The organism is Streptomyces europaeiscabiei, from assembly GCF_036346855.1.
GTDB classification, from domain to species: domain Bacteria; phylum Actinomycetota; class Actinomycetes; order Streptomycetales; family Streptomycetaceae; genus Streptomyces; species Streptomyces europaeiscabiei.
On sequence record NZ_CP107841.1, the window covers coordinates 2,095,652 to 2,112,952 of the forward strand.

The 17,301-nt window shown below is 68.5% G+C and carries 17 protein-coding genes; 1 reads left to right on the top strand and 16 read right to left on the bottom strand.

What is annotated here, in order from left to right; translation table 11 throughout:
• Positions 1-236: 236 nt before the first annotated feature.
• The 11 genes from OG858_RS08955 to OG858_RS09005 all read right to left on the bottom strand — a co-directional run bounded on the left by OG858_RS08955 (position 237) and on the right by OG858_RS09005 (position 11,856).
• Positions 237-3,086, bottom strand: coding sequence for a DEAD/DEAH box helicase (locus OG858_RS08955; protein ID WP_086747783.1), 2,850 nt, complete (start codon positions 3,084-3,086; stop codon positions 237-239).
• Positions 3,087-3,218: 132 nt separating this feature from the next.
• Positions 3,219-4,175, bottom strand: coding sequence for a twin-arginine translocase subunit TatC (gene tatC / locus OG858_RS08960; protein ID WP_086747782.1), 957 nt, complete (start codon positions 4,173-4,175; stop codon positions 3,219-3,221).
• A 50-nt stretch (positions 4,176-4,225) separates the two neighbouring features.
• Positions 4,226-4,513, bottom strand: coding sequence for a Sec-independent protein translocase subunit TatA (tatA, locus tag OG858_RS08965; RefSeq protein WP_060891971.1), 288 nt, complete (start codon positions 4,511-4,513; stop codon positions 4,226-4,228).
• Between the two features lie 258 nt (positions 4,514-4,771).
• Positions 4,772-4,966 (bottom strand): hypothetical protein, encoded by a 195-nt coding sequence (locus OG858_RS08970; RefSeq protein ID WP_086747781.1) that lies wholly within the window; start codon positions 4,964-4,966, stop codon positions 4,772-4,774.
• 167 nt (positions 4,967-5,133) lie between these two features.
• Complete coding sequence (locus OG858_RS08975) at positions 5,134-5,394, bottom strand: hypothetical protein (protein WP_037702271.1); 261 nt, start codon at positions 5,392-5,394, stop codon at positions 5,134-5,136.
• Between the two features lie 158 nt (positions 5,395-5,552).
• Positions 5,553-6,551, bottom strand: coding sequence for a helix-turn-helix transcriptional regulator (locus tag OG858_RS08980; RefSeq protein ID WP_107084625.1), 999 nt, complete (start codon positions 6,549-6,551; stop codon positions 5,553-5,555).
• 14 nt (positions 6,552-6,565) lie between these two features.
• Positions 6,566-7,519, bottom strand: a complete 954-nt coding sequence (locus tag OG858_RS08985) for a helix-turn-helix transcriptional regulator (protein WP_086747780.1) — start codon at positions 7,517-7,519, stop codon at positions 6,566-6,568.
• A gap of 150 nt (positions 7,520-7,669) precedes the next feature.
• Positions 7,670-8,041, bottom strand: coding sequence for an FKBP-type peptidyl-prolyl cis-trans isomerase (locus OG858_RS08990; RefSeq protein WP_046707742.1), 372 nt, complete (start codon positions 8,039-8,041; stop codon positions 7,670-7,672).
• 61 nt (positions 8,042-8,102) lie between these two features.
• Positions 8,103-9,095 carry an FKBP-type peptidyl-prolyl cis-trans isomerase gene (locus OG858_RS08995; RefSeq protein ID WP_328545006.1) on the bottom strand — a complete coding sequence of 331 codons (993 nt, stop codon included), beginning with the start codon at positions 9,093-9,095 and terminating at the stop codon, positions 8,103-8,105.
• A gap of 130 nt (positions 9,096-9,225) precedes the next feature.
• Positions 9,226-10,587, bottom strand: coding sequence for a Pup--protein ligase (gene pafA / locus OG858_RS09000; protein WP_086747778.1), 1,362 nt, complete (start codon positions 10,585-10,587; stop codon positions 9,226-9,228).
• Between the two features lie 9 nt (positions 10,588-10,596).
• Complete coding sequence (locus OG858_RS09005; RefSeq protein ID WP_086747777.1) at positions 10,597-11,856, bottom strand: MFS transporter; 1,260 nt, start codon at positions 11,854-11,856, stop codon at positions 10,597-10,599.
• A gap of 108 nt (positions 11,857-11,964) precedes the next feature.
• Between OG858_RS09005 and OG858_RS09010 the strand changes: the two genes are divergently transcribed.
• Positions 11,965-12,978, top strand: a complete 1,014-nt coding sequence (locus OG858_RS09010) for a LacI family DNA-binding transcriptional regulator (RefSeq protein ID WP_327723747.1) — start codon at positions 11,965-11,967, stop codon at positions 12,976-12,978.
• A gap of 152 nt (positions 12,979-13,130) precedes the next feature.
• On the opposite strand, the gene prcA is transcribed toward OG858_RS09010, so the two are convergent.
• From prcA to dop, 5 genes are all read right to left on the bottom strand, one after another.
• Positions 13,131-13,871, bottom strand: a complete 741-nt coding sequence (prcA, locus tag OG858_RS09015; protein ID WP_037701805.1) for a proteasome subunit alpha — start codon at positions 13,869-13,871, stop codon at positions 13,131-13,133.
• A 67-nt stretch (positions 13,872-13,938) separates the two neighbouring features.
• Entirely contained in the window at positions 13,939-14,784 is an 846-nt protein-coding gene (prcB, locus tag OG858_RS09020) for a proteasome subunit beta (protein ID WP_037701807.1), read from the bottom strand.
• The gene (locus tag OG858_RS09025; RefSeq protein ID WP_256960558.1) at positions 14,736-15,329 is read right to left on the bottom strand and encodes an endonuclease VII domain-containing protein; all 594 of its coding nucleotides are present in this window, start codon (positions 15,327-15,329) and stop codon (positions 14,736-14,738) included. Before OG858_RS09025 ends, prcB begins: the two co-directional genes overlap by 49 nt.
• 43 nt (positions 15,330-15,372) lie before the next feature.
• Positions 15,373-15,588 carry a ubiquitin-like protein Pup gene (locus OG858_RS09030; RefSeq protein WP_045557092.1) on the bottom strand — a complete coding sequence of 72 codons (216 nt, stop codon included), beginning with the start codon at positions 15,586-15,588 and terminating at the stop codon, positions 15,373-15,375.
• A 189-nt stretch (positions 15,589-15,777) separates the two neighbouring features.
• Positions 15,778-17,289: a depupylase/deamidase Dop gene (gene dop, locus OG858_RS09035; protein WP_406195401.1), complete on the bottom strand. Its 1,512-nt coding sequence runs from the start codon at positions 17,287-17,289 to the stop codon at positions 15,778-15,780.
• Positions 17,290-17,301 lie beyond the last annotated feature (12 nt).

Genomic DNA, 17,301 nt, shown 5'->3' on the forward strand with positions numbered 1-17,301 from the left:
CTCTTGCCCTTCCCACGGGCGCCAGCCTGCACTTGCCTTCCCGGGGGACGCCGGCCCGCTCACGTCTCCCCGGCGACACCCGTCGGCTCTAGCCCTTCCCGGGGACGCGGGCACACCCTTGCCATCAGGGGGCGCGGGCAAGCTGTTGTCTTTCAGGGGCGCGGGGAACTGCGCGACCAGCCACACCCCACCCGCACCCGCCGAAACCACCCGCCCCACCCTCGCCGGGCGAACCCTCACCCCACCGACGAGTAGGCCACAACCCCCCTCAACAGCCCCTCCACAGCCTTACGCGCACTCTTTCCGACGCTCGACCCGGTCGGCGCCGCCGCCGAGACCTGCCCCAGCACATCGATCACCTGCTTGCACCAGCGCACGAAATCCCCCGCCGGCATGTCCGCCTCCCGCAGGACCTCGTCGAGCCCCGACCCCGAGGCCCACATGTACGCGGCCCAGGCGAAGCCGAGGTCGGGCTCACGCTGCCCCACCCCTTCACTCTGCGTGATCCGGAACTCGTCCTCCAGCGCGTCCAGCCGTCCCCAGATCCGCACCATCTCCCCCAGCGCGGCCTTGGCGTTCCCGGACGGCAGCTTCGGTGCCATCGCATCGTCCGCGGCCCGAGCCTCGTACACCAGAGCAGATGCGCACGCGGCAAGCTCGGCAGGCCCCAACCCCTCCCAGACACCCGCCCGCAGACACTCGCTCGCCAGTAGATCCAGCTCGCCGTAGAGCCGCGCGAGCCGCTTCCCGTGCTCGGTGACCTCGTCGGCCCGCAGGTAGTCCAGCTCGGTCAGCAGGGCGACGATGCGATCGAAGGTCCGCGCGATCGTGTTGGTACGGCCCTCGATGCGCCGCTCCAGTTGCGCGGTGTCCCGCTTGAGCCGGTAGTAGCGCTCGGCCCAACGCGCGTGGTCCTCACGGTCGTTGCACCCGTGGCACGGATGCGCCCGCAGCTCGGCACGCAGCCGGGCGATCTCACGGTCGTCCGCGGCGGCGGCCCTCCGCCTGCGGTTGCGGTCGGGCACGAGATGCCCGGCCTTGGTGCGCAGCGCCGACGCCAGATCCCGCCGCGACTGGGGCGAACGCGGGTTGAAGGACTTCGGGATCCGCATCCGCTCCAGAGCCTCCACCGGCACCGGGAAGTCCATGGACGCCAACCGCTTGACCTGCCGCTCGGCGGTCAGCACCAGCGGGCGCGGCCCGTCGTGCTGCTCGAACCCACGGTGGCCGTTGGACCGCCCCGCGGGCAGCCCGGGGTCCAGCACCAGCGCCAGACCCGCGTACTTGCCGGTCGGGACATGGATGACATCGCCCGGCTTCAGCTTCTCCAGCGCGACGGCCGCCTCGGCCCGCCGCTGGGCCGCGCCCTGCTTCGCCAGGTCGGTCTCGCGGTCCTTCAGTTCCCGCCGCAGACGCGCGTACTCCTCGAAGTCCCCGAGGTGGCAGGTCATGGACTCCTCGTAGCCCTCCAGCCCCTCCTCGTTGCGCTGCACCTGACGGGAGATCCCGACGACCGACTTGTCGGCCTGGAACTGCGCGAAGGACGTCTCCAGCAGTTCCCGCGAGCGGTGCCGGCCGAACTGTTCGACGAGGTTGACCGCCATGTTGTACGACGGCTTGAAGCTGGAGCGCAGCGGATACGTACGGGTGCCCGCGAGCCCGGCCAGATGGTCGGGGTTCATGCCGCGCTGCCACAGCACCACCGCATGGCCCTCGACGTCGATGCCGCGCCGACCGGCGCGCCCCGTCAACTGCGTGTACTCACCCGGTGTGATGTCGGCGTGCTGCTCGCCGTTCCACTTGACCAGCTTCTCCAACACCACCGAGCGGGCGGGCATGTTGATGCCGAGCGCGAGGGTCTCCGTGGCGAACACGGCCTTGACCAGGCCGCGTACGAAGAGTTCCTCGACGACCTCCTTGAACGTCGGCAGCATGCCCGCGTGGTGGGCCGCGATGCCGCGCTCCAGGCCCTCCAACCACTCGTAGTAGCCGAGGACATGGAGGTCCTCGTTCGGGATGGACGCCGTGCGCTCCTCGACCAGGGCGCGGACCCGGAGCCGGGCGTCGTCGTCGTTCAGCCGGAGGCCCGCGTACAGGCACTGCTGGACCGCGGCCTCGCAGGCGGCGCGGCTGAAGATGAAGGTGATGGCGGGCAACAGGCCTTCGGAGTCGAGCCGTTCGATGACCTCGGGGCGGCTCGGGATCCAGATCCGGGAGCGCTGTCTGCGCTCGCGCTCACGGTCGGCCTCGCGCATGGCGCGGCCGCGTCGGCGGTCCTGGTAGGAGGGGCGGCTGGCCTCCATGCGCGCCATGCGCGTGAGGTCGGGGTTGACTGCCTTCTTGTTGCCCTCGCCCTCCTCGAAGAGGTCGTACATCCGCCGTCCGGCGAGCACGTGCTGGAACAGCGGCACGGGCCGGTGTTCGGAGACGATCACATCGGTGTCGCCTCGTACGGTGTCCAGCCAGTCGCCGAACTCCTCCGCGTTCGACACGGTGGCCGAGAGGGAGACGAGGGTGACCGACTCGGGCAGGTGGATGATCACCTCTTCCCAGACGGCGCCCCGGAAGCGGTCGGAGAGGTAGTGCACCTCGTCCATGACCACGTACCCGAGGCCGAGAAGCGTCTGGGAACCCGCGTACAGCATGTTCCGCAGCACCTCGGTGGTCATCACGACCACGGGGGCGTCGGAGTTGACGCTGTTGTCGCCGGTGAGCAGGCCGACCTTGTCGGCCCCGTAGCGGCGGCACAGGTCTGCGTACTTCTGGTTCGACAGCGCCTTGATGGGTGTCGTGTAGAAGCACTTCTTGCCCTGCGCGAGGGCGAGGTGGACGGCGAACTCGCCGACGATCGTCTTGCCCGAGCCGGTCGGGGCGGCCACCAGGACGCCCTTGCCCGTCTCCAGCGCCTGGCAGGCCTCGATCTGGAAGGGGTCGAGACCGAAGTCGTACATCGCGCGGAAGTCGGCGAGAGCGGTGGCCTGCTCGGCAGCGCGCTTGCGGGCTGCCGCGTATCGCTCGGCCGGTGAGAGGTCCTCTGTCATCGTGCTTTCGAGACTACCGGCCCCCACTGACAACAGGACGATCATTATCCGGATCGTGCCACCGTCGAGATCCGGACCGCCTTCCGTCCGAAAAGGAGTCCGAGAACGGCAGGGGCCCCACCGAGAACCTTCGGTGGGGCCTGCTGTCGTCGTCGCATCCGGCGCGGTGGCCGGTGCTCAGGTGACGTCGTCGTAACCGTTGATCCGTTCCCGCTCGGACTCCGCCTGCGCGGGGAGCGCCCGGCTCGCCGACACGCTCTCGATCTCGCCGACGTCCTCGGGGGTGAGGTCCAGCTCGGAGGCCTCGTCGTCGGCGGGGCCTAGCGCCTCGCGCTGTCGCCTGCGCTTGTCGTTCAGCAGGGAGAACCCGGTGGCCACGAAGTAGAGCGCGATGATCGGCGCGGCGAGCGAGAGCATCGAGACCGGGTCGACGGTCGGCGTGGCGAACGCGGCGAAGACGGTGACACCCATGATCATGGCGCGCCACCAGCTCAGCATTCGTTTTCCCGTGACCATGCCGGTCATGTTCAACATGACCAGCACGAGCGGAAGCTCGAAGGAGAGCCCGAAGACGATCACCATGCGGGTCACGAGGTCCAGCAGCTCGTCCAGGGGCAGCAGGTTCACTGCGTTGTCAGGAGTGAAGTCGAGCAGGACCTCGGCAGCCGCGGGCAGCACGTGGTACGAGAAGTAGGCGCCCACCATGAAGAGGGGGAAGCCCGCGGCCACGAACGCCATCGAGTAGCGCTTCTCGTGCCGGTGCAGACCGGGCGCGATGAAGGCCCAGAGCTGATAGAGCCAGACCGGGCTGGCGATGACCACACCGGCCGTCAGGGACACCTTGATCATCAGCGTGAACGGGCCCATCAGACCCGACATCGTGATGTTGCCGCAGGCTCCCTTGCTCTCCTTGGCGAGCTCCGTGAAGTCCCGCGTGCAGCCGACGGCCTCCTGGACGGGCCGGGTGAGGAAGTTGATGATCTCCTGGTAGAAGACCAGACCCACCACCGAGGCCACCACGATGGCCAGCATCGCCTTGCCGAGCCGGTTGCGGAGCTCGCGAAGGTGTTCCACGAGGGGCATCCGCCCCTCGGGATCCTTGTCCTTCTCCGTTTTGCGGGCAGACTTGAGCAACCCACGTCCTCATCTCGTGCGGCAGGCCGGAAGTCTCGTCCGGCCTTGCGTCAGCGCTTGGTGGTGTCCGTCGGCTCGGTGACCGGGCGGGAGCTGGTCACGTCGCCGGGGGCGGCCTGGATGGTGCGCTGCGCCGGGGCTTCGCCGCCGGGGTGCGGAGGCGCGGCCGCCGCGGTGGTGTCGTCCTGGCCGTCGGACTTCATGGCCTTGGCCTCGCTCTTGAGGATGCGGGCGGACTTGCCCAGCGAGCGCGCCATGTCCGGAAGCTTCTTCGCACCGAACAGCAGGATGATGACGACGAGGATCAGAATGATCTCGGTGGGGCCGAGCCTACCCATAGCTGTCTACCTTCTTCACCGAGGCGGCGGGTGGGGGCTGTCCGACCGGTCGGACAGGTGTCCGAACGATCGTGCTGGCAGCGATCGTAACGCTCAGGGGTAAACGTCGGGCAATCCCTGTGCGCACTCCCGAATCGCGACCCGGGCCTCGTTCACCGTGCCGCGACAGGCAGCGTACCTGCCAAAGGTGAGAAGGTGACAGGGCGAAGTGGCGCAAAACGCACTCACCCACCAAGTCACAGGGGCCTCGACCGGAACTCACAGAGCGTCCACAGAGCGGGCCGCGCTCGCCGTCGCCCGCTCCAGGTCCTCCGCCGCCCGATTGATCCGTCGCGCCGACTCCGTGACCTGTACGCCCAGCCGCTGGGCCTCCAGAAAGACCCGCACGGCGAGCACCCCGAGCACGACGAGCCCCACGAAACCCACAGCCACCGCGAACATCGCCCAGAACATGCCGCCGACCCTAGAGCCTGCTCGGCACCTCATGCCAGCGAGACGGGGCCCGGCCGCGCACACCCCCACAAGCGAACGGCCGCGAGCGAGCGCACCTCGCTCACCGGCGGAGGTGAGCCGCCCTGGCCCTCCCGCCGAGCAGACGCTCACCCCACCCTCGCCTCGCCCTAGCCCGCCGAATGCAGCCGCAGGGTCCGTACCCCGCCCCCGGTCAGCAGCTCCACGATCCGCTCACCGGCCGGCTTGCGGACGGCGGTGCCGCACTCGGGGCAGGTGAAGGAGTAGAAGGTGGTCTTGCTGGTGGCGCCGATGGCCAGGCGCAGCGCGCTCGCGCCCAGCTCGAAATTGGCCCGGCAGTCGGGGCAGCCGGCTCGGAACACCACGTCGACCGCCTTCTTCATGCCCGCGAAAGCGACCGCCACGGTCATCTCCCGGATCTCCTGGATCTCCTGCACACCGGACTTCACGCCGGCCTTCACACCCGACACAACCGACCCGCCGCTCACAGCCCTCGCATCTCCCTGTCCCGGTCCCACCCCGTCGTCGTCACGGTGTCGCCGCCGTGGTCACGGCCTCGTCTGCACAGTCACGGTCTCGTCGTCCCCGTCGCGTCATAGGCTGCCAGCGCCTCGCGGGCCGCCCGGCGGGCGCTGTCGGCGAGGTCCTGCGGGGAGACGATCCGGCCGTCGCGCCCCAGCCGCAGCGCGAGGCGCCGCAACGAGGTGGGGTCGGGGGTACGCAGGCTGATGCGCAGCCCGCCGTCCGGCAGCTCCTCGGCGCTGTCGTGCGGGTAGTACTCGGCGACCCAGCGCCCGCCGGGCCCGACCTCGACGACGACCTCGGGATCCTCGGCCGCGGGCTGCACCAGCGCCTCCGACAGGTCCCGCAGCTCTACCTCGGGCGGCGCGGACGGCTCGTCGAGGATCTTGATCTCGGCGACCCGGTCCAGCCGGAAGGTGCGGCGGGCCTCGGAGCGGCGGCACCAGGCCTCGACATAGGTGTGCCCGACGCTGACCAGGCGGATCGGGTCGATCTCGCGTTCGGTGACCTCGTCACGGGCGGGCGAGTAGTAGCGGATCCACAGCCGCCGGCGCTCCGAGATGGCCCGGTCGACGTCCGCGAAGACCCCGCCCTCGGCCTCGAAGGTGACCGACAGACGCGCACTGGCACCCGCCGCCTCCCCGGCCGCCGTCTCGACCTTGGCGGTGGCCCGCAGCAGGGCCTGCCGGTCGCTCTCGCGCAGTCCGGGCAGCGTGGCCACCGCGCGGGCGGCCACCAGCAGGGCGGTCGCCTCGTCGGCGGCGAGCCTGAGCGGCTCGGCCGCCTCCGCGCCGAGGGCGGCCGGGTTGTGCCACCAGATGCGCTCGCCGTCGGTGTCGATGTCGAGCAGATCACCGCCGCGGAAGCTGGTCCCGCACATGGGCAGCACATCGAGGTCCGAGACCAGCTCGTCCTCGGTGATTCCGAAGGCACGGGCCACGTCCTCGATCCGGGCGCCGGGCCGCTCCCGCAGATACGTCACCAGGGAGAGCATCCGCCGGGTCTGGTCGATGGCGTTCCCCGGCCGCGCCGGTTTTCCGACCACGTTCTTACGTCCCCTCAACCCTTGGCCACGGCACGCAGCCGGTCCACCACATCGGCCCGCAGCTCGGCAGGCTCCAGGACCACCACGTCGGGCCCGAACTCCACCAGCCAGGCATCCAGACCGTGCCCGTACGGAATCTCCAACTCGTCCCAGCCGTCTCCGAGTTCCCGGACGGCGGAGGCCTTCGCCCGCAGCGGGTAGCCGGCGCCGGAACGCAGGCGGATCAGCGCGGAGCGGTCGGCGGTCTCCCCCGCCCAGCTCGCGACCGTCTCCCGCACGGTGACCACGTCCGGCACCTCGGCGGTGAAGGCACTGCCCCGGCTGCGGACCTTGCCGGTGATCCGGGAGAGCCTGAAGACCCGCTCGGCACCCCGGTCACGGTCGAAGCCGGCGAGGTACCAGTGACCGCGCCAGCACTCCAGCGCCCACGGCTCGACATGGCGGGGCTCGGGACGCACGGCGGTGGCCTTGCGGTACTCGAACAGGACCGGACGACGGTCCCGGCAGGCAAGCATCAGCGGTTCGAACGCGGCCTCGTGCACCGGGATGCGCGGCTCCAGGGCGCCATGGGCCTCGTACGGGTCGACGTCCTCGGGCAGCCCGGCCGCGCGCAGTTTCTGCAGGGCGCCGCTCGCGGCTCCGGCGAGGCGGGCCTGCTGCCAGACCTTCGCGGCGAGTCCGAGGGCCGCGGCCTCCTCGGCGTCGAGGGTGATGGGCGGAAGGCTGTTGCTGTCGCGGCGGGCCAGATAACCGACCTCGCCGTCGAGGTTCTCCACCGTCTCGATGACCAGGCCGAGTTCGCGCAGATCGTCCTTGTCACGCTCGAACATGCGGTTGAAGGAGTCGTCGCTGCCCGCTTCGAGATAGGCCTCGATCGACTCCCGCAGCTCACGCTTGCTGAGCGGCCTGCGCGTCCCCAGCAGACACAGCGCCAGGTTCATCAACCGCTCGGCCTTGGCAATGGCCATCGACGCCCTTCCTCCGGGTGTTTCCGCGGCACGAACCTACCGCTACTCAGCGTCGCGGCAAAAGCCGAGGGCCCATGCCCGAACAGGCATGGACCCAAGACAGTCGAGACCGGTCACGACACGGTCGGCCCTGACACGGCTTCCGACAGATCAGACCCCGAGCAGGTCGACCACGAAGATCAGCGTCTCGCCCGGCTTGATCGCCGGAGTCGGGCTCTGGTTACCGTAGGCGAGGTGCGCCGGGATGGTCAGCCGGCGGCGGCCACCGACCTTCATGCCCTGCACGCCCTGGTCCCAGCCCTTGATGACACGACCGCCACCGAGCGGGAAACGGAACGGCGCCCCGCGGTTCCAGCTGGCGTCGAACTCCTCACCGGTGGAGAAGGACACACCCACGTAGTGCACGGTGACGGTCTGGCCCGCCTGGGCCACCTCGCCGTCGCCCTCCCAGATGTCCTTGATCTCCAGGTCCGCCGGCGGCTCACCCTCGGGGAAGTCGATCTCGGGCTTCTCAATGCTCACGTCTTCAGGCTCCTGCTTGTGTATGTACTGGGCAACGCCGGACAGTCTCGCATCCCGAGCCTCACATCTTCGCGAGGATGTCCACGGTGAACACCATCACGGAGTCCTTCTTGATGTCGCTGCCACTCGGCGGCGTGTCCCCGTAACCCAGCTTCGGCGGGATGACGATGAGAAGGCGACTGCCCACCTTCTTGCCGGTCATGCCCTGCGACCAGCCCTTGACGACCTGCTTCAACCCGAACGAACTCAGCGCCTCCCGGCTGTACGAGGAGTCGAACTCCTTGCCGGTGTCCCAGAGGACGCCCTTGTACTGCACGAGCAGGCTGTCCTCAGCGCCCACCTCGGGGCCGTCGCCCTCGATGATGTAGTTCGCGACCAGCTTCGTCGGCGGATCGACCTTCGGCACCTCGATGGAGGGGGCCTTGCCGTCGGTGTTGGTAGCCACCTTCGGCAGATCCACGTTGTCCTGAGCGACCTTCGTACCCTTCGCCGAACTCTTGGCGTTGAAGGTGTTCTGCACGTCGACGACGAAGACCAGCGTGTCGGTGCCCTTGATCCCCGCCTGCGAGTTGCCGTCCGGGCCGTAACCCCAGGTCGGCGGCACGGCCATCTGGACACGACTGCCGGCCTTCTTGCCGGTCAGCCCGTACCGCCAGCCGTCGATGATGCCCTGCGGGCTGAGCTGGATGACCAGCGGCGTCTTACGGTCGTAGGAGTTGTCGAAGACCTTCGCCGTGGACCAGATCTGCCCCAGGTAGTTCGCCTGGACGTAGTCCCCCTCGGCGACCGTCTGCCCGCTGCCCGCGATGACCGTCTTCACCGCCAGGTCCTTCGACGGATCACCACTGCCCTTCGCGACGGTCGGCTTCTCGTCGAACTTCACCCCGTCCGTGATCGCAGGCAACGGCCCGTCCACGATCTTCGGCGGCTTCGCCCCACTCGCCGACGCGGACGGGCTGCTGCTGGCCTTGGCCGAGTCGGACTCACCGTCACCACAGGCGGAGAGCGTGACCAGTCCAGCGGGGACAGCGATGAGGAGTGAGCGTCGGCGCACGGTGAAGGCCTCGTATCGGTCGATCTTGTCGGATGGCGTGCGCGCAACTCTACGACGTGAGAAGGGCGCCGTACGGCAAACGTACGGCGCCCCGCGTTGCGTTCCGGAAAGACTCCCGGAACACTGCTGCTCACATTCCCGCGATGAGCTTCTCCACCCGGTCGTCGACGGAACGGAACGGGTCCTTGCACAACACCGTGCGTTGTGCCTGGTCGTTGAGCTTGAGATGCACCCAGTCGACCGTGAAATCCCGACGCTGTTCCTGTGCGCGCCGGATGAAGTCCCCGCGCAGCCGCGCCCGAGTGGTCTGCGGCGGAACCGACTTGCCCTCGAAGATCTTCAAGTCATTGCAGATACGAGTGGCTTGACCTTTCCTCTCCAACAGGTAGTAGAGGCCACGACGACGGTGGATGTCGTGATATGCGAGGTCTATCTGCGCGACCCGCGGATGCGACATGGTCATGTTGTGCTTCGCCCGGTACCGCTCGATGAGCTTGTACTTCATCACCCAGTCGATTTCGGTACCGATCCGGTCGAGGTCCTCCGCCTCGATCGCGTCCAGCGTGCGGCCCCACAGCTCCAGGACCTGCTCGACGGTGCCTGTACGGATGCCGCGACGCTCGACGAAGTCCACGGCCTTCTCGTAGTACTCGCGCTGCACCTCCAGCGCGGAGGCCTCACGGCCGCTGGCCAGCCGCACCTTGCGGCTGCCGGTCAGGTCATGGCTGACCTCGCGGATCGCCCGGATCGGGTTCTCCAGGGTGAGGTCACGCATGACCGTGCCCGCCTCGATCATGCGCAGCACCAGGTCGGTGGCACCGACCTTCAGCAGCATGGTCGTCTCGGACATGTTCGAGTCGCCCACGATGACGTGGAGACGGCGGTACCGCTCCGCGTCCGCATGCGGCTCGTCGCGGGTGTTGATGATCGGCCGGGAGCGGGTGGTCGCCGAGCTGACGCCCTCCCAGATGTGCTCCGCGCGCTGGCTCACGCAGTACACCGCACCACGCGGGGTCTGCAGCACCTTGCCCGCACCACACAGCAGCTGCCGGGTGACGAGGAACGGAATCAGGATGTCCGCGAGCCGGGAGAACTCCCCGTGCCGCGCCACCAGATAGTTCTCATGGCAACCGTATGAGTTGCCCGCCGAGTCCGTGTTGTTCTTGAAGAGGTAGACGTCGCCCGCGATTCCCTCCTCGTGCAGGCGGCGTTCGGCGTCGACCAGCAGTCCTTCGAGAATGCGCTCGCCGGCCTTGTCGTGAGTGACGAGTTCGGTCACGTTGTCACATTCGGGTGTCGCGTATTCCGGATGTGAGCCCACGTCGAGATAGAGGCGGGCCCCGTTCCGCAGAAACACATTGCTGCTGCGGCCCCATGACACGACACGGCGGAAGAGGTACCGCGCCACCTCGTCAGGAGACAGACGGCGCTGTCCCCTGAACGTGCACGTGACGCCGTACTCGTTCTCCAGCCCGAAAATGCGGCGGTCCATGACTGAACATTACGCCCGATCCACCGAGCTGAAACGGGGTTCGGCAGCACGGTTTGGATCATTTTCCGATGAGACCGCAACCACCGCACCCTCAGAAGGAACAGCGAGAACCCTCCCGGTCGCCAGCAGAACCAGCAACGACACCGCCCCCGCGGCACCCGGCACCACGAACCCCCACAGCGTCCCGCCCCACTCGACGACCGGTCCCGCGACCGCCGTTCCGGCCGACTGGCCCACCGTGAACGTCGTCACGATCCAGGAGAACGCCTCCGTGACCGTGCCCCGTGGCGCGTGCCTGTCGACAAGGACGAACACACAGGCGATGGCCGGCGCCAGGAACACACCCGCGAGCGCCGTCAGCCCCGTCATGCCCACCGGACCGGGCATCAGCGTCAACGGCACATAACAGACCGCCAGAAGCGCCACCAGCACCTGCAGACGACGCTCCGGCGCACCACCCCACTGCCGCGCGCCGTACACCGTGCCGCCCACCAGCGCCCCCAGCCCGACGCCCGCCATCAACCATCCGTAGACGGCGTCCCCACCGTTGTCGTCCGCATAGGACACGGCGGCCACGGTGATCGAACCGAGCGCGATACCGACGAAGAAGAACGCGCCGAGCAGCGCCAGCAACCCCGGCGAACGCAGCGCGCCCAGCCAGTGGGCCTCACGCGGAGCGGAACGCCAGGCCCGCGAGGGCGGCGAGACGACCACCCACAGAGCCCCGAGCACCCCGACGACACTGAGCACGACGAGCGCGGCCGACGCCGACCACAGCGCCACGCACAGGGTCACCAGCAGCGGCCCCACGGTGAACATGACCTCCTGCGCCACCGCGTCCATCGCGTACGCCGTGTGCACCTGCCCCTCCTTGTGCAGGACGGAGGACCACAGGGCCCGCAGCCCGCCCTCCAGAGGCGGCGTGAACAGCCCGGCGACCGCCATCGCGAGATACGCCACCGGCAACGGATCCAGCCCCGAGAGAGCGAAGACGGACATGGCGAGAGCGGCGACGACAGCCGCCGGCAACTGCACACGCGGCTGCCCGTGGAGGTCCACGAGCCGCCCCAGCAGCGGCTGCCCCACCGCATTGGCGACGCCGTACACGGCGGCCAGCGCGCCCGCCAGACTGTAGGTACCGCCCTCCGCACGGACGAAGAGCACGATCGCGATCGCGGCGGTGGCGTTCGGCAACCGGCCCACCAGCGTTCCGGCGAGCAGCCGAGCGGCGTGCCGCGTCCTGAGGATCTCGAGATATCCGGCGGCCATGTCCTGCCTCTCGATGCGCTCTCGACGAGCGAAGTGTTACGTATAACGTCCTCCGTCATACGTACCATGTGCCCTGTCCACGAGTCCAGACGAAGGAGCAGGCCGACAGTGGCACGAGGTAGTACACGGCCCACGAGCCGTGACGTCGCCCAGGCCGCCGGCGTCTCCCAGGCCGCCGTCTCCCTGGTCCTCGGCGACAAGTGGCGCGGCCGCGTCTCCGAGACCACGGCAGAACGCGTACGCGAAGCCGCACGCGAAATGGGCTACCGGCCCAACCTCGCCGCCCGCAACCTCCGCCTCGGCCACACCCGGACCGTACTGCTCGTCGTCCCCGCCCTGACCACCGAATTCTTCGCCGGCGTCTACACAGGCGCCGCCCGCGTCGCCGCGCACCACGGCTTCGGAGTGGTCCTGTACCCCTCCCCCGAAGGCGTCGGCCCCGCCCGCGACCCCTTCGCCTCCGCCCAGGCCGCCCTCGACGGCGTCATCGCCTCATCCATGGCCGCCGACGCCCTGACCGCCATCCGGGGCGACCAACTGCCCCTGGTGATGCTCGACAGCGACCCCGAAGGCAGCCTGGGAGCCGCCACCGTCAACCTCGACATCCGCGACGGCGTACGACAGATCGCCGAACACCTGCTCACGCTCGGACACCGCCACTTCCTGCACCTGGCCGCCGACATCCCCTCCTGGACCTTCGACGTACGCGCCCGCGAACTGGCGGCCCAGGTCCGCTCGACACCCGGCACGTCCCTGACCACGGCAGCCGCCCCGATCTCCATCGACGGAGCACTGGCCGCCGCGGAAGCCGCGCTGAACGGACCCGGGAACCGGCCCACCGCGGTCGTCTGCGACGACGACAAGCTGGCCGCCGGCGCCTACAAGGCCGCACGACGGCTCGGACTGCGGGTACCGGAGGACGTCTCCGTGACCGGACTCGACGACCTGGCCCTCGCCACCGCCCTCGACCCCGAGCTGACGACCGTACGGCTGGACTCCGAGCTGTTCGGGGAACGGGGCATGGAAGCGCTGCTGGCCGTCCTGGAAGGCCGCACGCCCGCCGAGGGGGACATTCCCGTGGAGTTGGTGGTGCGGGGGTCCACGGCACCACCAGGACCCTGACGAGGGCCACCAGACCGCGGGACGACCCTGGCTGATCACGCAGTCCCCGCGCCCCCACCAGGGACACTCCGGTGCGACCTCACAACGCCGCGCGCCCCGGCCTGTGCCGGCCGGGGCGCACTACGGGCGGGGTGTTTCCTAAAACGCCGGTACTACTCGTCCTCGTCGGCGCTCTCGGCCTCGGTCGCGGCACCGTCGATCTCCAGCAGGCGGCCCAGCTGGCGACCCACGATGCGCTTGAACTTGCGCTTCTGAGGGCGGGTACGGTCGAGGACGGCGACCTCCAGACGCTCGGCGGGGATCTCCCGCTGGGTGCCGTTGGTGTCGCGCGACAGGGCCTGCACGGCGAGCTTCAGGGCCTCCGCCAGAGACATACCGTCCTCATGGCGCTGGTCCAGATAAGTACTGATCTGCTCGGCGTTACCACCGACCGCGACCGAGCCGTGCTCGTCCACGATCGAACCGTCATGTGGCAGCCGATAGATCTGATCGCCCTCGGGGGTCTCCCCCACCTCGGCCACGACCAGCTCCACCTCGTACGGCTTCTCGGCCGCCGAGGAGAAGATCGTGCCCAGCGTCTGGGCGTAGACGTTGGCGAGACCACGGGCGGTCACGTCGTCACGGTCGTAGGTGTAACCACGGAGGTCGGCGTAGCGCACACCACCGATCCGCAGGTTCTCGTACTCGTTGTACTTACCGGCGGCCGCGAAGCCGATCCGGTCGTAGATCTCGCTGAACTTGTGCAGCGCACGGGACGGGTTCTCGCCGACGAACACAATGCCGTCGGCATACTGCAGCACGACCAGGCTGCGGCCACGGGCGATGCCCTTGCGGGCGTACTCCGCCCGATCCGCCATCGCCTGCTGGGGTGAGACATAGAACGGCGTCGACACCGGTTATCCGTCCCTTTCTGTCGAAGTCACTGGATCACCTTGATAAGAAGGCCGTCGACCGGACCGGCTAGAGCAGCGCGGCGCGCGGGCCGTCGGGCTGCTCCAGGCGCCGCTCCAGGATCGAGCGGGCGATCTCGGAGGACTCCTCGTCGGTGAGCCGGCGGAAGCCGTCCTCGGTGATCACGGTGACGATGGGGTAGATCCGGCGGGCGACATCGGGGCCACCGGTGGCCGAGTCGTCGTCTGCCGCGTCGTAGAGGGCCTGGATCACGAGGGTCGTCGCCTCGTCCTCGGTGAGGTCGGCACGGAAGAGCTTCTTCATCGCGCCGCGCGCGAAGATCGAGCCGGAACCGGTGGCCGCGTAGCCGCTCTCCTCGGAGCGGCCACCCGTCACGTCGTAGGAGAAGATGCGGCCCTTGTTCCGGTCGACGTCGAAACCGGCGAAGAGCGGGACGACGGCCAGGCCCTGCATGGCCATGCCCAGGTTGGAACGGATCATGGTCGACAGACGGTTGGCCTTGCCCTCCAGGGAGAGCTGGGCGCCTTCGACCTTCTCGAAGTGCTCCAGCTCCAGCTGGAACAGCTTCACCATCTCCACGGCCAGACCGGCCGTGCCGGCGATCCCCACCGCCGAGTACTCGTCCGCCGGGAACACCTTCTCGATGTCCCGCTGCGCGATCATGTTCCCCATCGTGGCCCGACGGTCACCGGCAAGCACCACACCACCGGGGAACGACACGGCCACGATCGTCGTGCCGTGCGGGGCCTCGATGACGCCCTGGACCGGCGGCAGCTGCCGCTTGCCGGGAAGCAGCTCCGGCTGATGGTCCGACAGGAAGTCCATGAAGGACGACGACCCAGGCGTCAGGAAGGCAGCTGGTAGACGCCCGGTGCTACGAGTGTTGGCTTCCACGCGTTTCCTTCCAGGTATTCGGCCGCTCGGTTCATCGCTGCGGGGTCATCTCCCAACAGGCCGAGGCCGGAATTGCAGTTGAAGCACAGTACGCCTCGGACCCTACCCGTCTCATGGCAGTGATCAACCTGCGTAGCTGGCGCCGCCAGGCAGATGCAACAGACGCCCATCTGCGAGGCGATCATCTCGTCACGCTCGGCTTCGGTGATGCCGTACTTCCGGCGAAGATGACCAGCCGGGCCAGTAGCCGCCTTGCATGCCTTGCAGCGGCTTGCCAGGCCATCGGGTGCGCTGTTCTTGCGGTGCCATTCAATGTGGGGCTTCACCTCGCCGCAGCCCCGGCAGTACTTGTGGCCGGGTGGGACGGGCGCCTTTTCGCGCACCGTCCGCCCCTTCGCTACCTGGCGCTGCCGGTAGTACTCAGCCGAGCACTCCCGGCAGTACGCCTGGAGTCCGTCACGCATGGACTTGTTGCTCGCGAATGCCGTACGCGGCTTGTTCTCCTGACACCGCGAACACTTCTTGACTTCTCGCTCGTCGAACACTCACGAACTCCCCCACCACCTTCAATTCGAAGGCGAAATGGACCTACTGCCCGCCCTTTTGAACGAAGCTTCGAACGAAATCCTCAGCGTTCTCTTCCAAGACATCGTCGATCTCGTCCAGAACCGAGTCCACGTCGTCGCTCAGCTTCTCCTGTCGCTCCTTGAGGTCCTCCGACGCCTGCGCCTCCGGCGCCGCCTCGGTCTCCTCGGTGGAACGGGTCGCCTTCTGCTGGCCGCCGCCGGTGTCCTTGGTCGCCATAACCCTCACCCCGCTCAGTTCGCCCGACATGGTCGACAGGTCGGCTTTCCTGCCGATCGGTCATGATCAGACCCTACAAGCCGGGTCTGACATTGGCCCCGTTGTTTCCACAACGTCCGGGGGCCACCTCGATGATTCCCGGACGCCGCTGTTTCCACCCTGTCCGGCGGAATCGGATCAAAGCCCGGTTCAGTGACCGGACAACACCCTGACCAGGTCTTCTGCCGTGCGGCAGCGGTCCAGGAGCTCCTTGACGTGATTTCGCGTTCCGCGAAGCGGTTCGAGGGTTGGGACGCGCTGGAGCGAATCCCGACCAGGGAGATCGAAGATCACCGAGTCCCAGGAGGCCGCCGCGACGTCGTCCGCGTACTGCTCCAGACAGCGGCCGCGGAAGTACGCCCGGGTGTCCTCCGGCGGCTTCGTACGGGCCCGGTCGACGTCCGTCTCGTCCAGGAGGCGCTTCATCTTGCCGCGGGCCACGAGACGGTTGTAGAGGCCCTTCTCGGCGCGTACGTCGGCGTACTGAAGGTCCACGAGGTGGAGGCGGGCCGCGTCCCAGTCGAGGCCGTCACGGCGGCGGTAGCCCTCCATCAGTTCCCGCTTGGCGACCCAGTCGAGTTCCCCGGAGAGGCTCATCGGGTCGTTCTCCAGGCGGTTCAGGGTGTCTTCCCAGCGGGCCAGGACGTCCTTGGTCTGGTCGTCCGCGTCCGCCCCGAACCGCTCCTCCACGTACTTGCGCGACAGCTCGTAGTACTCCATCTGCAGCTGCACGGCGGTCAGGGTGCGCCCGCTGCGGAGGGTGACGAGGCGTTGCAGGGTCGGGTCGTGCGAGACCTGGTGCAGGGTGCGTACGGGCTGGTCGACAGCCAGGTCGACGGCGATGAAGCCGTCCTCGATCATGGACAGCACCAGGGCCGTCGTGCCGAGCTTCAGGTAGGTGGAGATCTCCGAGAGGTTCGCGTCGCCGATGATCACGTGGAGGCGGCGGTACTTCTCCGCGTCCGCGTGGGGTTCGTCGCGGGTGTTGATGATGGGGCGCTTGAGGGTGGTCTCCAGGCCGACCTCGACCTCGAAGTAGTCGGCGCGCTGGCTGAGCTGGAAGCCGTGTTCGTGGCCGTCCTGGCCGATGCCGACGCGGCCGGCGCCGGCGAAGACCTGGCGGGAGACGAAGAACGGCGTGAGGTGGCGCACAATGTCCGAGAAGGCGGTCTCCCGCTTCATCAGGTAGTTCTCGTGTGTGCCGTAGGAGGCGCCCTTGTTGTCGGTGTTGTTCTTGTAGAGGTGGATCGGCTGGGCGCCGGGGAGCTGGGCGGCGCGTTCGGCGGCTTCGGCCATGATGCGTTCGCCGGCCTTGTCCCACAGGACGGCGTCGAGGGGGTTGGTGACCTCGGGGGCGCTGTATTCGGGGTGGGCGTGGTCGACGTAGAGCCGTGCTCCGTTGGTGAGGATGACGTTGGCGAGGCCGATGTCCTCGTCGGTGAGTTGGCTGGAGTCGGCGGAGTCGCGGGCGAGGTCGAAGCCTCGCGCGTCCCGCAGCGGGTTCTCCTCCTCGAAGTCCCAGCGGGCCCGGCGGGCCCGGTGCATCGCCGCGGCGTAGGCGTTGACGATCTGGGACGAGGTGAGCATGGCATTGGCATTGGGGTGGCCGGGGACGGAGATCCCGTACTCCGTCTCGATGCCCATTACTCGCCGTACGGTCATGCGGCCCTCCTT